General features: G+C 60.0%; 20 protein-coding genes. 9 read left to right on the forward strand and 11 right to left on the reverse strand.

Annotated features, from left to right (window positions below; genetic code table 11):
* The first annotated feature begins 105 nt into the window (after positions 1 to 105).
* Positions 106 to 693 (forward strand): hypothetical protein, encoded by a 588-nt coding sequence (locus tag ABH939_RS30955; protein ID WP_241064962.1) that lies wholly within the window; start codon positions 106 to 108, stop codon positions 691 to 693.
* A gap of 40 nt (positions 694 to 733) precedes the next feature.
* Here ABH939_RS30955 and ABH939_RS30960 read toward each other — a convergent pair whose 3' ends face one another.
* The gene (locus tag ABH939_RS30960) at positions 734 to 1,765 is read right to left on the reverse strand and encodes a DUF3068 domain-containing protein (RefSeq protein ID WP_241064961.1); all 1,032 of its coding nucleotides are present in this window, start codon (positions 1,763 to 1,765) and stop codon (positions 734 to 736) included.
* Between the two features lie 145 nt (positions 1,766 to 1,910).
* Here ABH939_RS30960 and ABH939_RS30965 point away from each other — a divergent pair, with 145 nt between their 5' ends.
* The 3 genes from ABH939_RS30965 (at position 1,911) to ABH939_RS30975 (ending at position 4,068) form a co-directional block, all read left to right on the forward strand.
* On the forward strand, positions 1,911 to 2,393 hold the full coding sequence (locus ABH939_RS30965; RefSeq protein WP_019749735.1) for a hypothetical protein: 483 nt from the start codon (positions 1,911 to 1,913) through the stop codon (positions 2,391 to 2,393).
* A 110-nt stretch (positions 2,394 to 2,503) separates the two neighbouring features.
* Positions 2,504 to 3,469 carry a hypothetical protein gene (locus ABH939_RS30970; protein WP_287488973.1) on the forward strand — a complete coding sequence of 322 codons (966 nt, stop codon included), beginning with the start codon at positions 2,504 to 2,506 and terminating at the stop codon, positions 3,467 to 3,469.
* A complete protein-coding gene (locus ABH939_RS30975) occupies positions 3,466 to 4,068 on the forward strand; it encodes a hypothetical protein (protein WP_241064959.1) in 603 nt (200 codons plus the stop codon). Before ABH939_RS30970 ends, ABH939_RS30975 begins: the two co-directional genes overlap by 4 nt.
* Positions 4,069 to 4,071: 3 nt before the next feature.
* Here ABH939_RS30975 and ABH939_RS30980 read toward each other — a convergent pair whose 3' ends face one another.
* Positions 4,072 to 4,428, reverse strand: a complete 357-nt coding sequence (locus tag ABH939_RS30980) for a helix-turn-helix domain-containing protein (RefSeq protein ID WP_212633709.1) — start codon at positions 4,426 to 4,428, stop codon at positions 4,072 to 4,074.
* Positions 4,429 to 4,679: 251 nt separating this feature from the next.
* Positions 4,680 to 5,144 carry a helix-turn-helix transcriptional regulator gene (locus ABH939_RS30985; RefSeq protein ID WP_241065057.1) on the reverse strand — a complete coding sequence of 155 codons (465 nt, stop codon included), beginning with the start codon at positions 5,142 to 5,144 and terminating at the stop codon, positions 4,680 to 4,682.
* Between the two features lie 612 nt (positions 5,145 to 5,756).
* Here ABH939_RS30985 and ABH939_RS30990 point away from each other — a divergent pair.
* The 5 genes from ABH939_RS30990 (at position 5,757) to ABH939_RS31010 (ending at position 9,426) form a co-directional block, all read left to right on the forward strand.
* On the forward strand, positions 5,757 to 6,068 hold the full coding sequence (locus ABH939_RS30990) for a hypothetical protein (protein WP_241064958.1): 312 nt from the start codon (positions 5,757 to 5,759) through the stop codon (positions 6,066 to 6,068).
* Between the two features lie 301 nt (positions 6,069 to 6,369).
* On the forward strand, positions 6,370 to 6,828 hold the full coding sequence (locus ABH939_RS30995; RefSeq protein ID WP_241064957.1) for a hypothetical protein: 459 nt from the start codon (positions 6,370 to 6,372) through the stop codon (positions 6,826 to 6,828).
* Positions 6,825 to 7,385: a hypothetical protein gene (locus ABH939_RS31000; protein WP_241064956.1), complete on the forward strand. Its 561-nt coding sequence runs from the start codon at positions 6,825 to 6,827 to the stop codon at positions 7,383 to 7,385. The genes ABH939_RS30995 and ABH939_RS31000 overlap by 4 nt, the downstream gene beginning before the upstream one ends.
* Positions 7,382 to 7,711 carry a hypothetical protein gene (locus tag ABH939_RS31005; protein WP_241064955.1) on the forward strand — a complete coding sequence of 110 codons (330 nt, stop codon included), beginning with the start codon at positions 7,382 to 7,384 and terminating at the stop codon, positions 7,709 to 7,711. The genes ABH939_RS31000 and ABH939_RS31005 overlap by 4 nt, the downstream gene beginning before the upstream one ends.
* Positions 7,712 to 8,115: 404 nt before the next feature.
* Positions 8,116 to 9,426 carry a hypothetical protein gene (locus tag ABH939_RS31010; RefSeq protein ID WP_241064954.1) on the forward strand — a complete coding sequence of 437 codons (1,311 nt, stop codon included), beginning with the start codon at positions 8,116 to 8,118 and terminating at the stop codon, positions 9,424 to 9,426.
* Positions 9,427 to 9,667: 241 nt separating this feature from the next.
* Here the strand turns inward: ABH939_RS31010 and ABH939_RS31015 are convergent, their stop codons facing one another.
* From ABH939_RS31015 to ABH939_RS31050, 8 genes are all read right to left on the reverse strand, one after another.
* Positions 9,668 to 10,198 (reverse strand): hypothetical protein, encoded by a 531-nt coding sequence (locus tag ABH939_RS31015; protein ID WP_241064953.1) that lies wholly within the window; start codon positions 10,196 to 10,198, stop codon positions 9,668 to 9,670.
* Positions 10,199 to 10,415: 217 nt separating this feature from the next.
* Entirely contained in the window at positions 10,416 to 11,978 is a 1,563-nt protein-coding gene (locus ABH939_RS31020; RefSeq protein ID WP_208722155.1) for a S1C family serine protease, read from the reverse strand.
* Between the two features lie 428 nt (positions 11,979 to 12,406).
* Positions 12,407 to 13,240, reverse strand: a complete 834-nt coding sequence (locus ABH939_RS31025; RefSeq protein ID WP_241064952.1) for an alpha/beta fold hydrolase — start codon at positions 13,238 to 13,240, stop codon at positions 12,407 to 12,409.
* Positions 13,241 to 13,334: 94 nt separating this feature from the next.
* The gene (locus ABH939_RS31030) at positions 13,335 to 13,793 is read right to left on the reverse strand and encodes a hypothetical protein (protein WP_241064951.1); all 459 of its coding nucleotides are present in this window, start codon (positions 13,791 to 13,793) and stop codon (positions 13,335 to 13,337) included.
* Positions 13,794 to 14,155: 362 nt separating this feature from the next.
* Entirely contained in the window at positions 14,156 to 16,915 is a 2,760-nt protein-coding gene (locus ABH939_RS31035) for a BTAD domain-containing putative transcriptional regulator (RefSeq protein WP_241064950.1), read from the reverse strand.
* A 443-nt stretch (positions 16,916 to 17,358) separates the two neighbouring features.
* Positions 17,359 to 18,123: a DUF5602 domain-containing protein gene (locus ABH939_RS31040; protein ID WP_241064949.1), complete on the reverse strand. Its 765-nt coding sequence runs from the start codon at positions 18,121 to 18,123 to the stop codon at positions 17,359 to 17,361.
* Between the two features lie 121 nt (positions 18,124 to 18,244).
* Positions 18,245 to 19,630 carry an FAD-binding oxidoreductase gene (locus tag ABH939_RS31045; protein ID WP_241064948.1) on the reverse strand — a complete coding sequence of 462 codons (1,386 nt, stop codon included), beginning with the start codon at positions 19,628 to 19,630 and terminating at the stop codon, positions 18,245 to 18,247.
* 122 nt (positions 19,631 to 19,752) lie between these two features.
* Positions 19,753 to 23,178, reverse strand: coding sequence for a BTAD domain-containing putative transcriptional regulator (locus ABH939_RS31050; protein ID WP_241064947.1), 3,426 nt, complete (start codon positions 23,176 to 23,178; stop codon positions 19,753 to 19,755).
* Positions 23,179 to 23,409 lie beyond the last annotated feature (231 nt).

The following is a 23,409-nucleotide window of genomic DNA, read 5'->3' on the forward strand; positions in this document are numbered from 1 at the left end:
GTTCGTACCATCAGGAACGAACCGCCGAACAAGACTCAGGCACAAACGTTTTCAGGAGAAACTGACCCTAACAGGCCCGCGAACCCACATTGGAGGGAAACACACATGAAGCGCACCACCACCGCCATCGCAGTCACCGGGATCCTCGCAGCACCCCTGATCCTGACCGCATGCTCGGACTCGACATCCGCCAACGACAACGGCGGCAGCGCCACCACCAGCGCAAACAACGGTCGTGTCGGCACCGTCACACCAGCTGAATCCTCCTCGTGGCGAGGAGACCTGGTAATCGGAGTCGGCGACCAACAAGCCGACGACAAAATCACACTCCCTGCCGCCAACCAGGTCCACGCACAGTGCATAGGCGAAGGCGACAACCTCACCGTCGACATCACCGAGCCCAACGGCTGGCATGCAGTCCTCACCCACGGATCCCAAACCGTCACCATCGAAAACCCTCAACTGAACTACGCCGCGCAAGAATTCACGACTTCGCAGAGTTCACTCGACCACGAAATCGCTTTAAACGAAAAATTCGGAACAACCAACCAGTTCCTCAGAGGCGTCACCTGGGACGTCCCCCAACCAGGTGACGTGGAAATCCAACTCAACGAGCGAACACCCCCACACTGGGTGATCAATTCAGCCGAAATGGTTAACCTCGCCATGCATGTCGATTGCAACTCTCACTAGCAACAGCGAAAGTGCGGTCCGACGCGATCAGTTCCGGCATCTATCGAGTCACAAGATCGCCGGACTTCTCATTTTGGACTATCAGAGATTGTGGTCCGGGTCTCGTTGATATCCATCCGAGATATATCCCACCAAGAAGAAGCAGTAGCCCGACCGAGCCCCCGATTGCCGGGCCGTAATCCGTACCCCACCGGATTTGGTCTCGATACATGACGGCTCGTTCGATCTGTTCGTGCTGCGTCTGGGAATCGAGTTTGGGGGCTACATCGATGATTGTGATGGTTTTAGGGGCTAAAGCGGATGTCGCAAAATATTGCCTATAGTGTTGCTGCACTTGGATTATGGCGCCGGAAATGGGTTCGACTGACAGTTCGCGCGTGATGCCATAGAAACGCTTCATGGTGACTGGGCTTGTTCCTGTTTTCCCCCAACTGGAGGCGGGCAATGTGATCTCCGTACCAATCTCCACGGGCGCGATTTCCTGACGGAAGTTGTAGACGTCAACGCCTTCAATTTCACCCTCCGCGATGAAGGTCGCGTCATAGCTATCCCGCAGTGTCGAGTCGAAATACGGATACGTTCGTTTCTGAGTGTCGAACGGAAATTTGAATTGAAGTCCCTCATGGGCAACAACTTCCGCCGGTTTGTCCATCACGGTCTGGATCGAGCCGATCGGCTCCTCGACCGGGATCGCCGAGATCCTGTCGACAGTGGAACGATCGATGCTCGCATTCACAATCGCTGCCGTACCGACCCGATCGTCCCGCACCATCTGAACCGCCGACTGCAGGGTCACCACGTCGGATCCCGACGGATCTTCGGCAGTGACGCGCTGCTGGACTGTGATCGGAACATTGCTGTCCACAACCAATTTGCCCTTCGCTAACGCCGCAGCATCGAGCAATACTGCAGTACCCGTCGACACTGTTGCCGCATCGATGCTCAACGGAATTTTCACCAGTTGACCCTTGGCATAGGTGGGCGCCAACGCACTCATTGTCAGCAGAAAACCTGCCGCCGCAATAACCACGCAGGCAGCGCGTCGACGTGAGGGGCGCAAGTTAGGCGACATTCGGACGACCCTAGCGTGTCTTGTGCTCGACTGTGCGAGCCCGTGACTGCGCTAGTCTTGAGCGCCCAGTTGAGCGATACCAACAACAACGACTACGGTGTTCGGTTGGGGCCGTAGGGGATACTCGGTGAGGAGGTGCCCCGAAGTGGCAGACAAAACCGTCGCTCGAGCAGTCGAGCGCCTGTTCCGCATTGCCGTAGGCGACGAAGCGCGAACCCTTGAAGGTATGGCCGAAGCATTGTCGCGCGACCGCGGACGCCCACTGTCCGTGCTGGACGACGCAGTCCTCCCGCCCGGTGTATTTGGTCAATGGGTCCGACACCACGACCGCGATGAAGTGTCCTGTGCAGGGTGGGTTCATGCTCGCGACCGAACGATTGCTCATGAGTTGGGACATATCGCGTTGAACCACTCCGGCAGACCGGCCATCGATTTGGCCACCGACTTCCTCCCACCCGCGTTGCGTGATCTTGGAACTCTGATGCTTCGACGCGATTGTGTGGACACCGTCTCGACGGAAGAAGCCGAGGCTGAAGCATTCGGGAGTCTGCTTCTGCGGCGGCTTCACGTCACACGTCGCGCGCAGAATCCTTCGGTTCGTTCACGACTGGATGAGGCACTCGGTTGATCACTGCTCTCGCGGCGGCAGTACTCGCCACTGCAGCGGCCACCCGGATCCAGCGTTGGTGGTTTTCCAGGTCGTGGACTCTGGCAGGCGCAGTCATTGTTCTACTGTGCATGTCGATTCATATGGCGCTCAACGTTAAAACGGTCGAGAGCGCTGTCAGAGTCACACTCGGGGCTGGAATACCCGGCACAATCAAAATGCTGCTCGTCTGCGGTATCTGCGTCGGCACCGCCATTGTGTTCACAACCGTCACCAGCTCCCGGCATCTCAAAAAGCTACTTTGGCTACATATTTCACTCTCAGTTGTCACCGCAGCGCTCTCGTTCTACTTCTTCTTCAAGACTCCGTGGCCGGCATCGAACCCCGACAACCGGACTTTCGACAACCAATACGCATTTCTTCCGGGGTACGCAGAGGGCCTGATGCTGGGCATGGCCTATCCGTTTCTGTTGTGCTTGATGGTGACAATCGTCGCTATTCGGCAAGCAGACCGGCGGACGGCAACCGGCTGGGGGCTCATCATCATTTCCCCCGGAGCCGCTGCGCTCAGCGCATACGCCGCACTCCGAATTGGCTACCTGGGGTCGGCACGGTGGGGACTGATCGATCCGACCCCGACACCCTTTGCAATCTCGCGCTTCCTGGCCGTTGTCGGCGTTCTCTTTGTCGCAGCGGGAGTCTTGGTTACAGCGATGGGAACTACGCTCGTCTCACGAGCGCAACTTCGGGCCTTTGACGACCTTCGCACCGAGCTACTTGCCCGTTGGCCTGGTGCCCTACGGCCATCCGAGCCCGGAAGCGGCGCCGCTGATCGGGCCGCCGATCGCGCAGCGGAACTGCTGGACGCGCTGAGCTTGGAGGCCAAGCGACAGGCTCTACCGAACCAAGGTGCAGCCTTGAGCCGGACAGAGGTGGCACATGCTGTTGCGGAATGGATTATTACTGATCGGATTCCGGAGGGATTGGGATCGGACAACCTCCGAGCACGGGCAGCTACTTCAGATGTCCGTTGGGCGCGAGAACTGGGTGATGCGTACGCCCGTGAAATCGAGCGAAAGTTGGTCCTTGAGCAATGACAGAAACACGAGTACAGGGAAAAGCCTCAGGACACGACCGGATCGCACGGTTGCTCACCGAGATTGGCGCACCCTGGGTCATCAACATCGTGACCTCATTGATCCTCGGGTGTTCCATCGGGGCGCCAGGATGGGGAATCTTCGCCGCGATCTGCACAGGTGTGGTCCCGATGGGCGTCATCCTCTACGGGATGCGAAAGTCGAAAATCGGCGATCACCACGTCACCAGCATCAGCGAACGACACCTGCTCATTGTCATACTGCTCGCAGTTGCCTTGGGTGGGTTGATCATTCAGATTATCGCGAGCGCACCCATTCAAATGATCGCGTTCATGACTGCCGGATTGTCGGCGCTTGTGGTGGCTGCATTGATCACTAGCGTTCTCCACTGGAAAGTCAGTGTGCACACTGGAGTTTCAGCCGGGGTCACCATAGTTTTGGCGCTTGCGCTGTCGCCCTGGTGGCTACTTGCTCTCGCATTGACTCCGTTAATCGGATGGTCACGGGTTCACCTGGGAGATCACACCAAGGGCCAGGTGATCGTCGGAGCTATCGCCGGAGCGGTCACAACGGGGATTGCATATGCGTTGATCGCTTAGAAACTAGTCATCGCCAGACTGCATCATCTTCCGAAACGGGTTGTAGGCACGTGCTGCAACCTGCTGACCTTCACTATCACGAACATCCTGGATCCAGGCGATGGTGTGCTTGACCAACTCATACGTTTCTTCGTCACTGAAGTAGTCCATCGGAACATGAAAAACATTGCAGATATCGCGAACAGTTTCTACGCCTGGCGACTGACGCTTACCACTCAGCAGTTGAGACATGTACCCGGTAGTCATCTTGCCGCCGCCGAAGCGGATTATGTCCACAACTTCTGTTTGCGTGTACGGACCACGATCTCTCGGGTGCACCGTGTCGAAGAGATGTCGGAGCCGTTCTGCGAATGTGCTCATCGTTCGTCCCTCCGTCCTCAATCGCCATGCTGGATGGGCGCACTGGTCCAATGTTCAATTTCCAATACTGGCAAGTCCCGCTGCCCAACGCAACTTGCAATAGTAAGTTTTCGGTTTTAGGCTGACCTCGACCGTGAGGGGCAGCAATGTTTTACAGAGTCAGGACCGACAGGCGGTGACCCACCGCAGCCGAAACGACGTAACTTCATCAGTCAGCACGACAGCGAAGGCGACCAAAGAAAAGCCTGGACCTAGGCGGGCGCCTCAGGCCCCCGATGACGAACCCGCATATGCGCAGCGAACAACTCGTCAACCGAGACACCTAGAACCGGGGCAAGTTTCTCCGCCACGACGTCTGACAACGGAATTTCGCCCCGCTCGATGCCTCCAACGATCGGTGTCCGCAAGCCGGCCTGCATCCCAAGTTGCGGTTGGGTCAAACCCTTCAAGACGCGCCAATCACCCGGGTACCTGTCATCCTCAGGCACTTGCACGATATCGGCGATCTCTACACCCAACTCCGCCACCACAGTCGCCAGAAGATCAACCTGCGGAGAGGAATTCGACTGCTCCCAGCGCCGGATCGTCGTTTCACCCACTCCCGCCCGCCGCGCCAATTCCGCACGTGACATCCCCGCAGTGTGGCGCGCAGCCACAAGACTTGACGGGGAAAACCCCCGCATCACTCGCCGACTCACAGCCAGCACCCTTCGCATCTCGTTGTCATTAGTAGACACTGTGCCGCCTCCTCGATACCATTCGCACACGCGGCTATTTTTAGATGACCGGTTTTAGATGGCGGCCAAGTCATAGTCAACGACCTCAAGGGAGACAACTAGAGCAAAAAACGGAAGAGTCCCCCAGTCGCGCCAACGACCGAGGGACTAGACCAAACGGGATGCAACCCGTCCAGCATTTTCTTCAGATGCAGAAAGGATTCTGCGATGTCTATCTTAGTGGACCCATCAGGTCCGGATGACGTGTTCCGCAATCGGTATGCAGCTCTCTCCACACTTGTCCTTCGTCGGCTTGTTGCGCGGCATTCGTCGATCGGCGGGCGTTGCGATGGTTGCGGTTTGAGTGTTTCGGAGCTTGTTCCGTTGTGCCCGGAGGCTGCGGCCGCGTTGCGTGAGTTGACGCACCGTGAGGGCCGGGGATCATCTGCGGTCGTGTTGCCGCAGTTCAGTACTGACGATCTTCTTCGGGTTGCTGCTTTGCATCATCCTGATCGGGTTGGTCGGTGCGCGCGGTGCGGCTTCGTTTTTTCGCCGGAGTGCGATGTGTGCCCGACTGTGCGAGCTGTTCGTGTGGAGTTGGAGGTTCGGGGTGTGGTGCCGATTGTTGGTGCCGATCCGGGTAAGGGTTTGTGCGCGGGGAAGTCACGTTCGTGGGAGATGGATGGACGTACGGTGGTGGAGTGGCGCCGCGCGATCTCCTCGTGTGAGGTGTGCCCGTTGTTGGCGCAGTGCCGTATGGATGCGGCCGCGTCGGTGGAGCGTGGGGATGGTCCGCAGCGAATGATCATGGCGGGCAACGTGTATGACAGTCACGGAAATATCGTCGACGGTGAACGCTTGGGCCTGTACGAGTCGTTGACGACAGCAACGCGCCGGCGCAGGGATGCGGAGGTGGCCGCGTGAGGGCCGCGGTGCCGCCGCCGACTGTGTTGGCGTGCGCGGTCGATCCTCAATCGTGGGATTTGGATGAGGGGTCGTATCGCGCGGGTGTGGATGCGCAGGCTGAGTGTTTCCGGTGCCCGCGTTTGGCGGATTGTCGGAAGGAGTTGTCGTCGATGGTGGCGGCGGATACTCCGCCTCGGTCGATGATTTGGGCGGGTGTGCCGTTCAGTCATCGTGGCCGGCCGATTACGTCGGATGCGGTGTTGCGTTCGTACTATCGGCGGGTCGACGGGCATCGCGGCACTTCTCGTGGGAGCGCTGCGTGACCCCGATAGTGGGGTCGTTCGATCCGATCTTCACACGGCCACTCGACACACCCGCATCGGAAGAGTCTGCGGCGCTGATCTTGAGAACCTTCGAATCAGCGTGGTCGGTGTACGGAATCCTCGCCGACACGCATGGCCATCTGCCGGTACGGGACCGCTACGACCGGTTGTGGATCCTCGTCGAAGTCGCCGGCCGCCTGCGTAGTCGACGCGCCTTCATTCACGATCACCCGAACATCGGTGACTCACCTGATGTGTACGGGTTGATCGACGTGGACTCCCGCGCAGTTCTTCATGCCCGCGATCTGATCGACGCGCACGGCCCGTTGAGGGTCGACCCCTCCCATGCCGCGGTCCTCGCACCTATCCGTAACGGTGCGACGGATGCCGCGCACCTTCCCACCTGCACGTCACACGCCTCGTTCGACGTCACCCGATTGGACTGCCCCACATGAGAGCACACCGCTTGCTCGACGAACTGAACAACCCCCACCACTCCCTCCCGGACATCATCTACGGGATCAGTACCGGGGCCCTCCCCTCCCCCGCCTCGACCGGCCTTCCCTCCGAACGATGGCAATGGCTCGCCCACCTCCTCACCCACCCGCTCTGGGGAATGACCGCGATCGTCGACGGACTCGACCACGTCTGCTCCCCCGTCGCCCGACTGTGCCAACTCACCGCCCACCCCATCCACCCCCTCAACGTGCGAGAACTGTGGGCCGCAGAACAACTCCCCACCACCGAACTCATCGCAGCGCATTCCCCGCACGAGGACGGTCACTGGGAAGTCCTCCACACTGCACTGGAGCTGATCACCGACGGACTCGACCACTGCAACGGACTCGAGACCTCCGCGATCGAAGCTGTCACCTCAGCATTCACCGCCGTCATCACCGCACAGGACGCTGCCACCGCCCGCACGACTATCACTGCGGCCGTCGAACACTGGATTCATCCCACATGCACCACCGCATCATCTGTTTCCACACAGTTGGGGGCAGCATCATGACAACAACACCGCATCTATCGCCGCTGATCGAATCCATGATCAGCACCGCCTCCACAGCGCTCCTGAAAGAAGTAGGCATCACCTTCCCCACCGACGCCGAGCTGACTGAGGTACGACAACTCGCCGAAACGATCGTCCGGGACACCGTCGACGCCCTCGCCGGCCCGCGCAAGTTGTCGGTCGGGTTCCGCGACAACCTCATCGACGTTGCAGATCTCGTTGCCTCCGATCCGGAAACTGCGTCGGTCGATCAGATTCACGAGGTCGCGGTTGCACTCCGGGGGCTTCTGGATCTGCACATCCCCGTTCGAGCGAATCATTCGTGATTGCGCTCGTTCTCGCTGTCGCGTTGGGGTGTGCAGGTGTTGTGGGGGCAGTGTTTTCGCTTCGCCCCACGCGTTCCTGACATTCGAAGCGCGACAGATCCGCACATCGGGGGCCGGCGTCCGTCACAGACCGTCAGCGGCAACTGACCTCGATGAACACCCGGCCTGACCCGAACACCGCCGAAAAAGGGAGCCCCCGCCACCACACAGCGTGACATCCGAAAGACCTTGACACACAACTCCATAGACGCAGTCCAGAAACGACGAAACCCCCTTACGGGGGTTCGCCACACACTGAGCCAAATCAACAGCAAGCCAGGCCCGGCTCGCTGTCACTGATGAAGCCGAAGTAACCGCTCCGCCTTCTGTACTGCACTTCTTCACTCACATGAAGGGATTTACCTGTGACAGGTACATCTCAGGGTAACGCGCACCCTGAACCAGCTTCAACACTTCCACACGACACAATCCTCGACCGCTCACCATCGACGCGCCACGCCCCAGTCTCCGACGACGAATGGGCCCACGCCGTACAACAAGCCTCCGAAAACGTCGCCCGCATCGAAACACTCAACCGGACCAGCAACCAACGCGGAAATTCATGGTCCCTCCCCATCCCCGACGGCACCTACAGCCGTACCCCCACCTGGACCAGCCGCACACGCTGGCAACACCAAGTCCGCACACTCCTCAACTCCCCCACCGGCACGAGACTCTGCACAAACCACACCATCAGCACCGAAGCCGTCTTCGCCGTCGCCGTCATCCATGCCTCCCTCGCCGAAAGCGCAACCGGACGCTCAGTGACCGCCTCACGCGAGACCATCGCCCGCCGTGCAGGAGTGAGCGCCTCCACCGTCAAACGCGCCCGACGAGTCCTCACCGCACTCGGAGTCGCAGTGGAACTCGTTCGCGGTCGCTACCTCAGTCGCCTGGAAGCGATGGCTGCAGAATCACACCACGGCCGTCACCAATTCCGTGCAGCATCGACATGGGCGCTCACCACACCTCGCTCCGTAGTCACGACCGTCACCCCTCGCTTCACGAAGCCCAGAAAACCCTCCCAAGCCACACTGCGCACCAACGCATACAGATCCAGAACCACCACACGGAACCATCCACAATCCGGCACCCGTGACCCCCTATCCCCCTCCGGGGGATTTGCACTTAAAGCTCTTGCTTTCAAGATCTCACCAACGCGCGCACAAGCACACGCGGGCAAGACAACACACCAACCAACAACCACACCCCGACCCATCCACCTCCAACGCGCAGCAGCCGAACTCATCGCCCACGCACCAGCACTGAAACCAGCCGGCCACATCGGAACAATCTGCGACGCCCTCCAACAAACCGGAATCGACACCGCCCGATGGACCGGCCGCGACATCGCACACAAACTCACCACAGACAACCAACAACGAGGCTGGACCTGGCCCAACCACATCCCACGGCCAAGCGAATTCCTACGCTGGCGAACGACCCAACTAGATTGGACCGTCATCTCGCCGACGGAACGAAGGCTCGAACACGATCGCCTTCGACGCTCGGAACAAGCCAAACGACGCGCAGAATTCCGCAAGCGCGATGCGAGCAGAGCGACGGAAACAACTCGAATCGAAATCGTTCGAACCTTCCAAGCAACTCAGACCCCTTTCCGTCGAGAACTCACACCGACCACGCGCTCGATCTCTCATCGTGGGCACACGAACTGAGCGGCGACGATCGCGAATCGTCTTGCTACCTCGCACTCTTTCTGGCACCTGCACCTCGACGGTGAACCTGTCGGAGGCCTCTGACAGGCTCGTACCCAAGGTCGAATTCACAGGGGAAGTAGGCGGGGGATGGAAAACTTAGAGCAGTGGGCCGAAAAGCGTGGGCCCTTGATTGCCATCGCAGAGGCAGGCGAACTCGTACGTTCGCATCTGGCCTCGAGCTCAAAAATGAGGGTGGTCATCACCGGAGAGTGCCGCGAACTGAAGTGCGCAATCGCGTCAAGATGAGTAGCGCTGCAGTGACTATGAACCATCCGGCGAGAACCAACAGGCCGTGGCTGACTCCGCTACTGCCGAAGTAGATGATCGAACGGATGGCGTCGAGAGCACCCGCGCCGATCCAGAAGTTACTCAACGCCGCCCAAAATCCCGGTAGGAAGTCGGCAGGGAACGCGCCGCCCGTGCTTGGGAAGTTCACGAAGAACATCAGCACCATGACGACCATGATCGCGGCCTTGCCGAAGATCCGGTTGACCAGAATGCTGACCAACCCAACTATGACGGTATACGCAAAGGCCACAGCCAGCATGGCCAGGTTGGCAGCGAAGGAGGCGCCATAGAAGCCGACGAGAATGGCCGATACAAGGTAAGCCAGGAGCGTACCGAATGCCGACATCACGCCCAGCACGCTGAACTGCTGGCGCGAACGCATTCGCGGCGCGACCTGGGAAAGCACGGTGATGGTGAGATAGCCGACGATCGTGCAGACCATGACGAGGTAGAACAGTCCAGTTCCTGGAGGTGCGTCGAATGTCTGGCCTGCCCCCTGTGCGGGCCAGAACTGTTGGTGTCCGTCGCTCGAGGAGATTGCCGACGGTGCGACGTGGAGGTCTCGTCAGTTGCACGTGCATTCGGAATTCCCGTAAGTGCGACGCTTCTGCGCCCTGCTCCGCTCGGGACCGTAGTGGCTTATGGAGTCACGTGATCGTTCAGAGGCCAACAGAGAAACTGTTCACCACACGATCAGCTGCCGCGACGTCAGCTTCGCTGTTGGCTTGGACGGCGACAAGTGCAAGGTACCTTCCGCTGTCAGCTTTGGCAGCGACCACGATGTATTTTGCTTTGTCCGGCCCGCAATTCTCCCACGCCTCGAAAAGCCCTGTGTGGAGCGCGTCTTGGTAGTCCATCCGTCCGCGGGAAGTACACCCAGCCTCTGGTAAACCTTGGGCTGCCCAATTCAGCAACTCCTCCGGTGATGAGTTCGTGACTGCTTCCTCGGAGGCGAGGACTGACGCTCCGACCGCTCCCCATCCATTTTTGTACTGCGCGATGTCGGAACTGACCTCCAGTCCATAGAAACGATTGTTCTTGTCGTCCACGAATTCGGTTCCGTCGAGCTGGGACCACGCGGTCGGCACGTCGACGCTCACCGTTCCGGAATTGTCTGTCACTGTGGTGAATCCGCCCACACTTGTCGCTTGGGTTGTGCTGGGGTTCGACGTTCCGCTGATTCCGGAGCTGACAGTCGTCGTGGGTTTGAGCGGGTCGCCGTTGAACTGTCCACGAAGGTACGAATCGGAACTGGGCCGGTAGGCTTCCACCGCGAGTGTGGACTCCTGACCATGTGTTTGAAGCACGCTGCAGTAGTCGGCGAGTGTGCCGTCTGATCCGAGCGACACTCCTTCCATGCTTGTGAGGAGATCGCCCGGTTCCACTCCGGCCTTGTCCGCAGCGGATCCTGATGCTATCGAGTTCACCCAGATGCCGAGTCCGGCACCGCTCTCGTCGACGAGGGCTTCGCCATTGATACCGAGACTCAGGATGTTTTTGCCGCTCTGAAGTTCCTGTGCGGCTTTCTGGACCTCGTCGCGGTGGATCGCCAGATTCGTATCGTGCTGTTCGTCTCCGGCATAGTTGACGCCAACGAGTTTGCCATCCGGATCCACCAGTGGCCCACCGGAATTGCCGCCGCGGATCCGCGCGTCATGTTCGATCACGTGGTCGAGCGATGCCCACGGAGTGTCAGCGGGAGTGTCCGCTTTGGAGACTATGCCTTTGGTCATTGTAAAGGTGGGATCTCCGAGCGGGAACCCCGCTGCATAGACTTCGTCAGCAGTGGATATCGAGCGTTCACGAAAACCGATGTACGGCAGATCATTTCCGTCGATTTTCACCACGGCGAGGTCAAGACATTCCGAGGAAGCGACGATACGAGCGTTGAGAGTCTTGCTCTGGTCACCGTTGCGCCAGACCTTGAGGGTGCCGGCGCCGGTTACCACGTGATTGTTGGTAAGTGCGTATCCGTCCGGTGAAATGAGGAACCCTGAACCACGCCCTGCCGCTTCATATCCCCCTTCCGATGGTGAGACGAAGGTTCCGAGGGCCTCGATCTGAATGGTCGCTGACTGAAGGTCTCGGAAACCGACCCCACCAGACCCAGACGATTGAGATTCGCCACCCGTCCCGAGAGAAAAGGAACATGATGACAACAACGCGAGGGCGGTGGCCGCAGCAACTGCGACACCGAATCGCCTGCCGATGATAGTGAACATTGAGTTTCCTTCTGGTGCGCCCCGCCTTTCGGTCGGAGACGAGATGATCGAGACTTGAAATAGACGTACAAGGTTCGGCGCGAAGCAGCCGAGTTTCGTCAGCAGGCCTCGCTACGGTTGCTAACGCCCGAGTAAGTGCGAACGTCGCCATTTCGTACGTGTTGGCGTCAGCAATCTCGCTCACGGCGGCGCAGCGCTCGATGGCAGCGCGTTCGAAGAGCTAATCGGTACATTCACAGTCGGTCCCGGATTGTCGTCGTAACGTCTATTCGATGTACTCTGCGCTGCCGTGCTTGGAAGTTATCGGGCGAAGTTCTTGGACATCGCGTGGAAAGTCCCGAGATGGAATCCGACAGGCGCAGCGACAGTCCACTCGCAGCGCCGCTGATTTGGGGAGACCCGCTCCATACATCAGACCGCGACAAGTTTCACTGTGGGTCGTGTTTGCTCCAGAATTCGATCAGCACCTCGACAAGACGCTCTGGTTGTTCTAGGGGAATAAGTGTGCGCGAGTTATCGATGACCGCCACTTCCGCATCACGGCACAGTTCCGCGGTAGCTCGGGCCTGCGCCGGCGTGAGTTCGCCGCGATCATCGGTGGCAACAATGAGAATCGGTAGCTCCGCACGCGATGCGCGTGTCGACAGGTCCGAACGTCGCACGATGAACGATCGCGTCGTGTTCGCCAAGCTTCGGCCCCCCGCGCGGCGAACAGCCGAATTGATGTATGCCACCGTCGCAGCATCGGCACGGAACTCATCCGTGAGTTGCGCATTCGCGATCTTGCGCCGAAGAATCGTCGGCCCGAAGAATCGAAGGACGTAACTGAGAATCTCGAGCTTGACGCGCTCCCCTGTGGGCAATGGAAGGGCGGGTGCGCTCACCGTGGTGAGTGTTCGCAGGCGGCCAGGGGAGGTTCCGGCGAGGTGATATCCGATGTGCCCGCCCCAAGCGTTCCCCACCCAGTCGACCGGCCCCTCGGCACCTGCGGCATTGAGCAGTTCGATCGCAGCAGAAGCGCATTCGGCGATTGACGTGACTTTGTGGAGTGGGTCGCTGTCTCCGTAGCCAGGACCATCGACTATCAGTATCCGGCGATCGTGGGGTAGCAGCGGAATGACTCGATCCCAACTGGTCGAATCCACGAACATGCTGTGCCACAAGACTGTCACGGGACCAGCGGTAGATCCGACTTGCCGAAAAGCAATGTTGCCGAGACTGGTCGACACAAGGGTGGGTGCAGGCGTTGAGTTGGTGGTCATGATGGAAAACTATCGCTGCACAGGCGGCTGTCCCCCGACAGATTGAGGACTGCAATGTTTCTGCAATCCCCGTGGTCAGCGATGGGGTTGCCAGTCAACTCTCCGTGCTAACTTTCACGACAGTCTCCGCCGAGGGTGAAGGGGACGGTGAGATAGCGCGGCACGCCCGCTTCCACAGCAGAAGGCAGGAACCCAATATGACGATTCCCACGAGTGGATGCAACCCGAGTATCAACGTACCTGCCCACTTGATGGTCCCCGAGGTCGTCGGCCCGCCTGACAGCCACAGACTGAGCGCGAAGAGTGCGAACTCGACGAGAACCCCGAGGAGAGGAGCGGCAGCAAGGAACACGGTGACTCGATCACCCCTCATGAGCAGACATATCGCAACTGCCAACAACGACAATGTCGGCAGCACGATCGTTCCGACGATTTCGTGAGCTGCGTAGCGCCCGGTGGCCGCGGTACTGAAGGTGCCGACTGCCGCGAGGTAGAACTGCGCGAGCACTGCACAGGTCAAGGCTGTGGCCACTCCGAACAGAATTTTGGGCATAGTTGGTCTCCGTTCTACGTGGGTCGAGGTTTGCTGCTGCACTATGACGCGCAGCATCGGATTAAGGGCGGAATGCATCAGTGTTACAACCGAATTCGATTGCTCCGAGACGTTGAATCCGTGGTCAACCGCGCCGGCGCGATGGTGGCTAGAATCTGGATGCAGCCCGGCACAAGGGATTACAGATCCCGAGCACCGAGCTGCACAACGAAGAGTGTTCCCGAGGCTGTTTGAGCCGAAGTGAAGGATTTCGCATTCACGTTGATACTCAGCAGTGGGTTCTTCATCCTCGACCGAGCGTAGGTGAGTGTGATCCCGGCACGATCGCTCGTCGTCGTGCTGCAATACTTCTGCAACGTATGTCAGGTCACCAGGGAGCCCAGCATGCTCACGGCCGAGCTCAGCGACATGTTTCGGCCTGCGATCTGCGCCTGACGCCACTGATCCGCAGATAGGCATTGCCGTATACGCTCGAGATATCGTGCCGAGTCTTCTGGTTCCGTGACAAGCGGATCGAAGTTGTAGGCCTTCCCCAGCCTTCCTACGACCGAATGCAGCACTGCCCCTTCGTAATGCTTCTCAATCAAGGCAGCTGCCCCGATCGACTGATGAAGGGTTGCCATCGTCGACGTCGGGTCATTGTCGGCGAAAGCCCTGGCCGCAAGCGGCGCCAAGCGCGAAATAGCATCGGAACCACGACCCAGATCAATCAGAATCTTGGATGCGATACCGACTGCAGGAATCAGTGCCCATCCGTGTCCACAGTGTTGTGCCAGCCGTTCCGCTTCAGAGAGGGTCTCGAGTGCACGCGCGGGATGACCGAGTGAACGTTGCACCTGTCCGCACGTGACGAAGATTTCGCTGCGCGCCCAGGGCTCGGCATCTGAAACACGTTCGAATGCACTGTCCATCAGTATCTTTGCTTCTTGCAAATCTCCAAACAGCGCTTCCCAGTACGACATGAAACCCAACGAAACAGCTGTCAGGTTGCGATCACCGGCAATCGTGGCGTACCTGGAACAATCGACCGCATATCGGCGAGCATTCGCTATGTCCCCAGACATGTACGACAGAACGCATCCAGCGTGCAGCACGCTCGCACGGTCCCCATCGATGGCACGACCGTGATCGTCTTTCGCGGAGAGTAATGCTCTGTCCAACCACTGTCTGCCTTCGGTCAACACGCCTCGGCGTACCCAGTGCCACCCCTGCCCGCCGGCGAGCCTGAGCGCGTCGTATCCCTGTTCAGACGTGATTGCACCGTCCAGCGCTCGAAGCAGATCCGGGCGCATCACCTCCACGATATCGTGAGCTATCGGGGCGCCATGCGAGAACATCTGAGGCGCAAGAGAATGAACGGCAGCTGCGAACCATTCTCGGTGTCGGTTGTGCCAGCTTTCCTCCTCGGCGATCGGCAGGGATCGCGCAAAAGACTTGGTCGATTCGAGCAGTTTGAACGCTCGCGTGCCCTGGCTACTGGTCTCGACCGCCAGCAACGACTTCTGCACCAAACTGGCCACCAGATCTTGGACTGAACATCCGTCAGGAACGCGACAAATTCCTGCAACGGCCTCGGCAGTGACGGGTCCTTGAAATCGTCCGATCTGAGCGAGGAGGTCGCGTTCAGGGCTGCCCAAGAGATCGACACTCCACTCGACTGTGCTACGCATGGAGTGATGTCTGGTAGTGGTCGACGCGAAAGACCAGGATTCACCGGGTCTTTCATGTATCGAATGGAGTATCTCGGACATCGATTGGACGGATAGTCGTGCTGCCGCGAGTTCTATGGCGAGGGGAAGCCCGTCCAGCAGTGTGCACAGATTCCGGATACGAGCGATGTCTGACGGGTCTCGAAACCCTGGTCGCGCATCGTCCCCGCGGCAGATGAACAGTTCAACCGCATCACCGAGGCTGTCGCCGAGCATCGGGTCGATCGAAATCACGCGTTCACCGGCAATGCACAATGGTTCGCGGCTGGTCACCAGGATCGCCAACCCTGAACACCGTGCCAGCAAGTCTTGGCATAACGCGGTGACCGCCGTCCTGACGTGCTCTGCGTTGTCGAGGACCAGGAGATTTCGGCCGTCGGAGAGCCTGTCACTGATAGCTTCCATCGAAGGCACCGGGACACGAAGGAGTTGGGCAAGTGCAGAGATCAATTCGCGTTCCCCAGTGAACGGGGCCATCTCGAGCATCCACTGTGCATCGTCCACCACATCACGGATTCGGCGGGTACTTTCAACCGCCAGACGTGTCTTGCCCACCCCTCCACTACCGGTCAATGTGACCAGCCGAGCACGCGATCTGGCTACCTCGATTGCCTCGAGTTCATGACGTCTTCCCACGAAATCTGTCAAAGGCAGAGGCAGGCCATGCCGCTCGATCTCGCTTCGCCCCAACGGCGCCGCAGCCACCGACGATGAGTGACGAACCACGTCGCTCCGCAGTTCAGCCAACTCCGGAGACAGATCCAGACCCAATTCCTCAGCCGTTCGGCGGCGGTACGTGTCGATCGTCGCGAGCGCATCACCCGTTCTACCCGCTCGCGACTGAGCACGCGCTAACAGCATCACCGGTTGATCGTGGTCGCAGTTCTCGTTCACAAGCGGTTGCAATGTCGCGATAGCCCCGAGATAGTCCCCCGCCTCCAATCTCAAGCACCCCAAAAGCTCTGCCCCAATTCGGTGCTGAGCCTTCAACTTCTCAGCCCATTCAGCTACGAACGGAATGCCGGTCAAATCGTCGAACAGCTTCCCAGTCCACAATCTTTCAGCGGTCTCGAGTCCGCCCAACGAACGATCGCGGATCCCGGCCTCGGCCGCCGAAGTGAAGGCGTGCACATCGACACTGTCGACACCCAGCAACGCATACCCGCCACGGCCACCGGCAAGCTGCTCTCCGAGCAGATTGCGCAACCGCGAGATGTGCGCCCGCAAAGAAGCAATCGCTGACGGAGGTGGGGACACCCACAACGCCTCGATCAATTCTCCAGCTGGAAGCCGATGCCCGGAAGACAATGCAAGTCGCGCAATGATAGCCCTGGGGATACGACCGCCGAGCGGAACAATCGCCCCGTCGACCCGCACGACCACCGGGCCGAACAACTGCACGTTCAGAGACATAGCGGCAAATCTAACGCCAAACCACAACGATGAGAAGATGCACACTTGCCACGCGCAACCACTACCAACGCCCAGGATGGAGATAGGTACCCTCGGACCACGTTTGACCCGTCGCGTCCCACTCCACCAAGGATGAAAATGCGTGAGTGCAGCGACCCGAAAAGTGCGAGCTTGCCACAACAATCCGCGTTCAATGCGAACGGGTCTGCTGCACGATCCGGTGATATTTCGTCGTGCAGCAGACCCATCAGCGCTCTCGGCGTCCACCAGAACCCCAACGACACCTACCGTGGGGCATTTATGCACAATGGCCACTCAGGAAGGTCACGTACTCCTCATCTATCGACTGACCACGTTGGCATTCGGCACCTTCCGCAGCCCTCTTCGACGGACCATTGCGCAACTACATCAAGTGGACGATAGGCCGAACGAGGATGGTCTAGTCACGATGCCTCGCGCATCGTCAGGCCTGACAGTGCGATGACATAGTCGCCTGATTGATCGTCGAAACTGACGGAGTAGGTGGTCGGGTAGTAGCCGGTCCGTTGATAGGACACGGGTTGGCGCACTTCTTCCCGAATGGCAGGTTTCGTGAGCATCCATTCCCGTGTCATCATCGGTTCGATGAACGTGAACTCACCATCCCATGACCCGTTCAGAAGGACCTCGGTGAAGTCGAACGACCCTGGAATCGCTCCGTCCGCAACGTCGGTCCAGTGCATGCCCATGAAGGGAACCGTGTTCTCGGCAGCGGGACCTGGGGGTGCAACATATCCTTGCGGGACGTACCGCGGCTCGGGCAGTTTGGCTGCACGCTCAGCGAAGTCCGGAGCGGTCGGGTCGATATCGTGCTCGACATCCGTCATGTAGAAGTGCATGTCGAAATGCGGTTTGCCGAACAGAATCTCCGGATCGTGACCGTGTGGGTTCCAGTCGAGCATCACATGATCGAATCCGGTCTCTGGTGCGCTCGCCGGCAAGTCCATCATGAGCATCGTCGTGGTGGCCTCGGGGCCGTCTGGGAGTCCCTCGAGTGCGGATTCGGAGATGCGGATACCGATTTCGTTCGGATTCCCCGAATCATCGACTGTGACATAGGTCTTGGCGCTTCCTTGTCCCAGGGCGGTTTCAGGCCCGATGAGGACGTCAGCGCCGTGGTGGTGCCGTTCTCGGATCCTTGAGCCCGCGGCGTAGACGCGTCGCTGCATCCTACGACCGCTAGTGCTGTCACGAGCGAGATTCCGAGGGCAGCGGCGGTTCGTACAGCATGCATGTTCATACCTTTTGACAGTGGTGGACGGGTTGCGAAGGTGGGACGTTGCCGGGTGATCATCGGATCTGACGCATGACCTGGCCCACACGCAGTACGCCGTCGGGATCGTGTTCGTTGCCTAGAGCGCTGAGCCAGTGCGCGGTGTCCTCGTCGTAGGTTCGGGCGATCTGGTCCGGGTCGGCGCTCGGTGCGAAGTTGGGCAGGGCGCGCCCGGTGGTCCAAGGCGCCATCACCCGGTCGATCCGTTGAGAATGGCCGACCACGGCGTCAGCGGAGGGCGCAACGAGAACTCCCGCAACCATCAGCGCAAAACTGGCATCGCGATGACAGAAGGCGCTGCGGTGCTTCGGTTCCCGAGCCAGGGCGCCGCCAAGAAGACGCAATTCGATGACAGTCTGTGGGGACTGAGATCCGGGCCCGGCGACAGAGAGAAGCGCGTCGACGGCCTCGTGCGACAGTGCGGTGGTCAGCGCGGTAGATTCGTGTGTCGGCATCGGTTCGATGGGATCAGCGTGTACTGCCGCGATGGCCGCGTACGGCAACGTCCCGACGGCGTCGATCAACGGTGTTGCCACCGAACGAATTCGGTTGATGATCTGTTCGGCCTCACCTTCGTCGGCGAGGCTGGCAAATCTAACGGCGAAGGTAAGTCTTCCGGCCAGTTGCGGCGGAACCTGCGGAAGCGGTGGGAGTTGCAGAAAGGCGACAGAGGTGGAACTGTGCCCGGGAAGATCGGCGCACCAGTCCAGCCAGGCGTGTGCAATCGTCCTTGCATCTGCGCCGTCGAAATAGAGCGCGCCGCCGTAGAAGTGAGTGATGGGTAGTAGGTCGATCTCGATGGCTGTGACGATACCCAGAGTGGCCTTACCGCCGCGTAGCCCCCAGAACAGCTCGCCATGCTCGTCTGGAGTGACGTGAACGAGTTCACCACTGCCGGTGACGATGTCGAATGAACGGACGTGATCGGAAGACAGACCGTACGTGCGCACCATGGGTCCGATACCGGCGCCGGTGAGGAACCCGGCGACACCGACGGTGGCCGACGACCCTGCCAACGGCGCCAACCCGTGCGGTGCGGCGGCGTCGATGACGTCCTGCCAGATCAGTCCTGCTCCGATTCGGGCAGTGCGAGTGTCGGGATCGACGATGCACTCAGTCAGTCTGCCGGTATGCACGAGCAGAACGTCATTGCCGAGAGGTACCGCACCGTGCCCGGTTCGCTGAACGGCGACGCGGAGGTCGTGCTTTGCCGCGAATCGTATGGTGGCGGCGATGTCCTGCGCACTGTCGACTACCACCACGGCATACGGGTTGACCGGTACGGCCACGTTCCACGGAGTTGCGAGCTCGTATCCCGCCTGGCCGGGCAACGCGACAGATCCGGTCACCTCTGCGCGCAACGATTCGAGCGCAGTGTCGAGCATGGGAGTCTGTAGATTCATCGGAAGTCCTTTCCTCGGCCCGTTTTCGGGAATGAAGAAAGGATGTCCGAGAGTGCTTGGCTGATTCTTGACTCGGCCTTGTCACCCTATCCAAGCGACGTCCAAGGCCAAGAGGCCCTCCCTCACACCAACATCGAGCGCGCAAAAGCACCAAGGCCGTGCATACCACGTTGCTCGGACTCCGCCGCGATCTCGGCAATAACGCGATCCCGAGCGACCGATCCAGCCTGAAGTTGGGCGCGCAATAAGCGGCATCGCAGCAGTGTGGGGGGACTCGATGTTCGTCTGGCGATACCTTCTGCCTGATCGAGCAATACCGTCGCCATGTCCGTGCGACCCTGCATCGCATGCAGGCGAGCGACGACTTCCGCGACCGATCCGATCACGCCCACCTGCCCCACCGTGGCTATGCGGTCCACGAACGGGGTGAGGAGGTCGACGAACGACTCTGCGTACTCGCCAAGTTCAAGGTCCGCGACAACGCGGGCAATCAACGTCTGGTGGCCCAACGTCGTCCACGTAACTGGACCAGTCCTTGCACACCAAAGGCCAATCTCGGAAGCCGCTCTTTCTCGTTCTCCCCTGGCACCGGCGATCGCGATACTCCACGCATCCGGCTCGACGATACCGGGTTCTGCGTCCGCGAGTGTGCCGTACTCCCACTCCAGCGTGTTGAAGGCCAAACCTGCACTCCCCGCGGTGTACAGCTCTGTTTGAAGGTGGATCTGCCGAGCTGTATCGAACTGCCGTTTCGTTTCTTCGAAGTCTCCGTGCCACGCCGCCAGCGTCGCTTCCATCCACCGCAATTGGACCCTGAGCACAGGTAATCGCAGAACATCGCACCCGATGATTCCCTGCCGAACGTGCATCGCTGCTGCATCGACATCCGCGAGATTCATCCGCGTCATACTCGCCACGGTGTGGGCGATGACCTCGTCGGATCGAGATTGTTGATGACCCAACGCGAACAGTTCCTCGAGTAGTCCGACTGATTCGTGGCTATGCGTCGCAACTCCGGAGTACAGCAGAATCCGCCCCAAGAGGGCATCGGCGATCACGTCCGAATCGCCCACTTCCCGGGCCATCTCGAGCGCCCGGGAACTCAGGGAATCGGGAACCGTCGAGTCCGGGTGATAGCAACTCCCGACAGCCAATGCGGCAAGAACGCGGGCGTGCGCCGTTTGATCGGACACGACGAAAGGCTCCAAGCCGGCAAGACGTTCGAGCAGCGGGCCGGGGTCCTTGCCGTAGGAAACCCAGGGCCATGCACCTGCAGCGCGCAGCAGCGCAGCCGCCAATCGCCCGACAGCAGAAGTGCGACCTTCTCGAACCGCTTCGAGGAGACCAGAGTTCACCACATCGAGAACCGTCTGCCCTCGCCCGGCCCGTGCAAGTGCCTCGACCCTGGCGACCAACAGATCATCCCGAGCATCAATCGACTGTAGGGACGCAGGTAGCAGATCGAACGCACGGACCGCAGCCTCCCACCACTGGGCGGCGGATTCGGAACTCCATCGCTCGGCCGCTTGCCGCGCTGCAGCCGAGCACGCCTCCAGCACGACGCCCGGATCGACCAGGGGAAGGGCAGACAGCAAATGCTGTGCGCGACGGCTCAATCCATCCGGATCGGACGAATCTGCAAGCACGTCGGCTACACGAGCGTGAATACGCTGACGACGAAGCGCAGGTATCGCACCGAGAACTTCATCGCGAAGAAGTCCGTGTGCGAAAACGTAGCCCCCGATTGCGGGGTCCGCCACGATAATCCGTTCGTCTGCGGCGTCGTCGAGATAGTCAGCCAACGTGTCCACATCGAGCCGGGTCGCAGCAGTCAACGTACCCATCTCGATGCTCTCACCTATGACAGCCGCGACGCGAAGGACCTGCAACACTGCCGGTTCCACCGCAGCAAGCCTGCGCCCGAGCACCGAGCGGACGGCCATCGGGATACCTCCGTCCAGGCGTTCGTCGCGAGGAAGCCTGGCGTACTCCGAGACAAACAATGGGTTGCCACCTGTTCGCTCAGCCAGAATCCGCACTTCCGTCTCGTCGAGTTGCTCCCCCGACACGCAACTGGCCAGCCGAGCTACCTCCGTCTGGGCCAGTGCCGGCACAACGACGTGCCGATTCCCGTCACCATGAAGAATCGCATCGACCAGTCGTCGAACATTCGGTCCGGCCTCCGTGTCGCGGAGAGTAAGCACGAACCAGACTGATTCCCTACGCAGTGCACCCACCAAGTACGTCAAACAGCGAAGCGTCGTGGGATCGGCCCACTGAATGTCGTCGATCACCACCGCTAGCACGGGCGCGTTCGATGCCGCAGACTCGATGGCCGTCAGCACGCGTTCGTAGACAGCGAATCTGGCCTCGTCCGGTTCCACATCGGTCGGCAACGAGAGCACCGCGTCAGCATCGGTCCCCAATTCTCCCAGTATTCGGCGAATCGGCCACCACGCCGGAGCCCCATCGTCCTCCACACACCGTGCCCACACTGCGACCCCGTCGATCGAAGCCACCCGGGCGTCACACTCCTCCGCGAGCCGAGTCTTGCCGATACCCGCCGGACCTGTCAGAGCTAGCCAACGAGGCGCGCCGGTGCGAACCTGATCGAGCATCTGGTCAACCGCACCGACCTCCGATCCCCGCCCGACAAATGCGCGCGCTGAATCGACGTCCGGACCTTCCACGACCGCAGATTCAGGCGCAGGCACCGAAATCATTCCCGCACCTGACCATCCCGGAATTCGCGGCCACGCAGCAAGGCCAGGCTCGTGTCGCAGAATCCCGCCCTGTAGTGCTGTCAGTTCTCTGCCGGGTTCGAGGCCTAGTTCGGTGTCCAACCTCGCCGCATGCACCCGGAACTGTTCCAAGGCTTCTGGGGACCGTCCGGCCTGATGGAGCGCCACCATTCTCAGCCAGCAGGTCCGGTCGCGGAACGGGTACTCGCTGCACAACTGCGCGGCTTCGACCAACGCCGGAGCCAGACGGCCGAGAGCAAGAAGTGCCGTTATCCGGGTCTCACGACATTCGGTTCGCACCTCCTCGAATGCCGCGGCCTCCACCTCCACCCAATGCTCGTCACGCAAATCCTCGAGCAACTGTCCACGAACCGAGGCGAGGGCGCGGTCAGCGGTCGTCAATGCTTCCTGCCACTGCCCTTCCTCTGCGCGTTGTCGCGCGGTTTCGGCGTCGTCGAGAAACACCGACAGATCGACTTCGGCGGCAGAGATATCCAGAACGTAGCCAGGCGATTGACGCACTATCGGTGACGCCGCACCGGTTTCGACGCGCAGCGCTCGGCGCAGATTGGAGATGTATGCCTGGATGCTTGCCATCGCGCTGGCAGGTGCGTCGTCGTGCCAGAGAGCGTCGATCAGCCGGTCGGTGGAGACGACGCGTCCACGATTGAGAAGCAGAACGGCGAGAACTGTCCGCTGCTTCTTCGGACCCAGATCCACAACAAGCTCACTGGCAGCGGTACCACCCGGCTCACTGTGCGTCGAAGCACGACACACCTCCAACGGTCCCAGAAGTCGATAGATCACGCGTCGCTCCTAGCCCAGTTCGACATCAAACACTGAGATCTTAGGGACAGAAACCAGCAGGCGCGCGAGAAGATCATCAGGCCGATATCGATTCGGAATCAATCTCTTTCGCGACAGATTTGCCAGCCTGTCGGGCAGTGCGCAGCGTCGCCGCACAGACCAACGCACCGAGAGCTGCGATGAAGGCTGCGACAAACAGTGCCAACCGAAGTCCACCGACAAAGTCGTCCG

It is taken from the genome of Rhodococcus sp. 27YEA6, from assembly GCF_044908235.1.
Taxonomy (GTDB): domain Bacteria; phylum Actinomycetota; class Actinomycetes; order Mycobacteriales; family Mycobacteriaceae; genus Rhodococcus_F; species Rhodococcus_F qingshengii.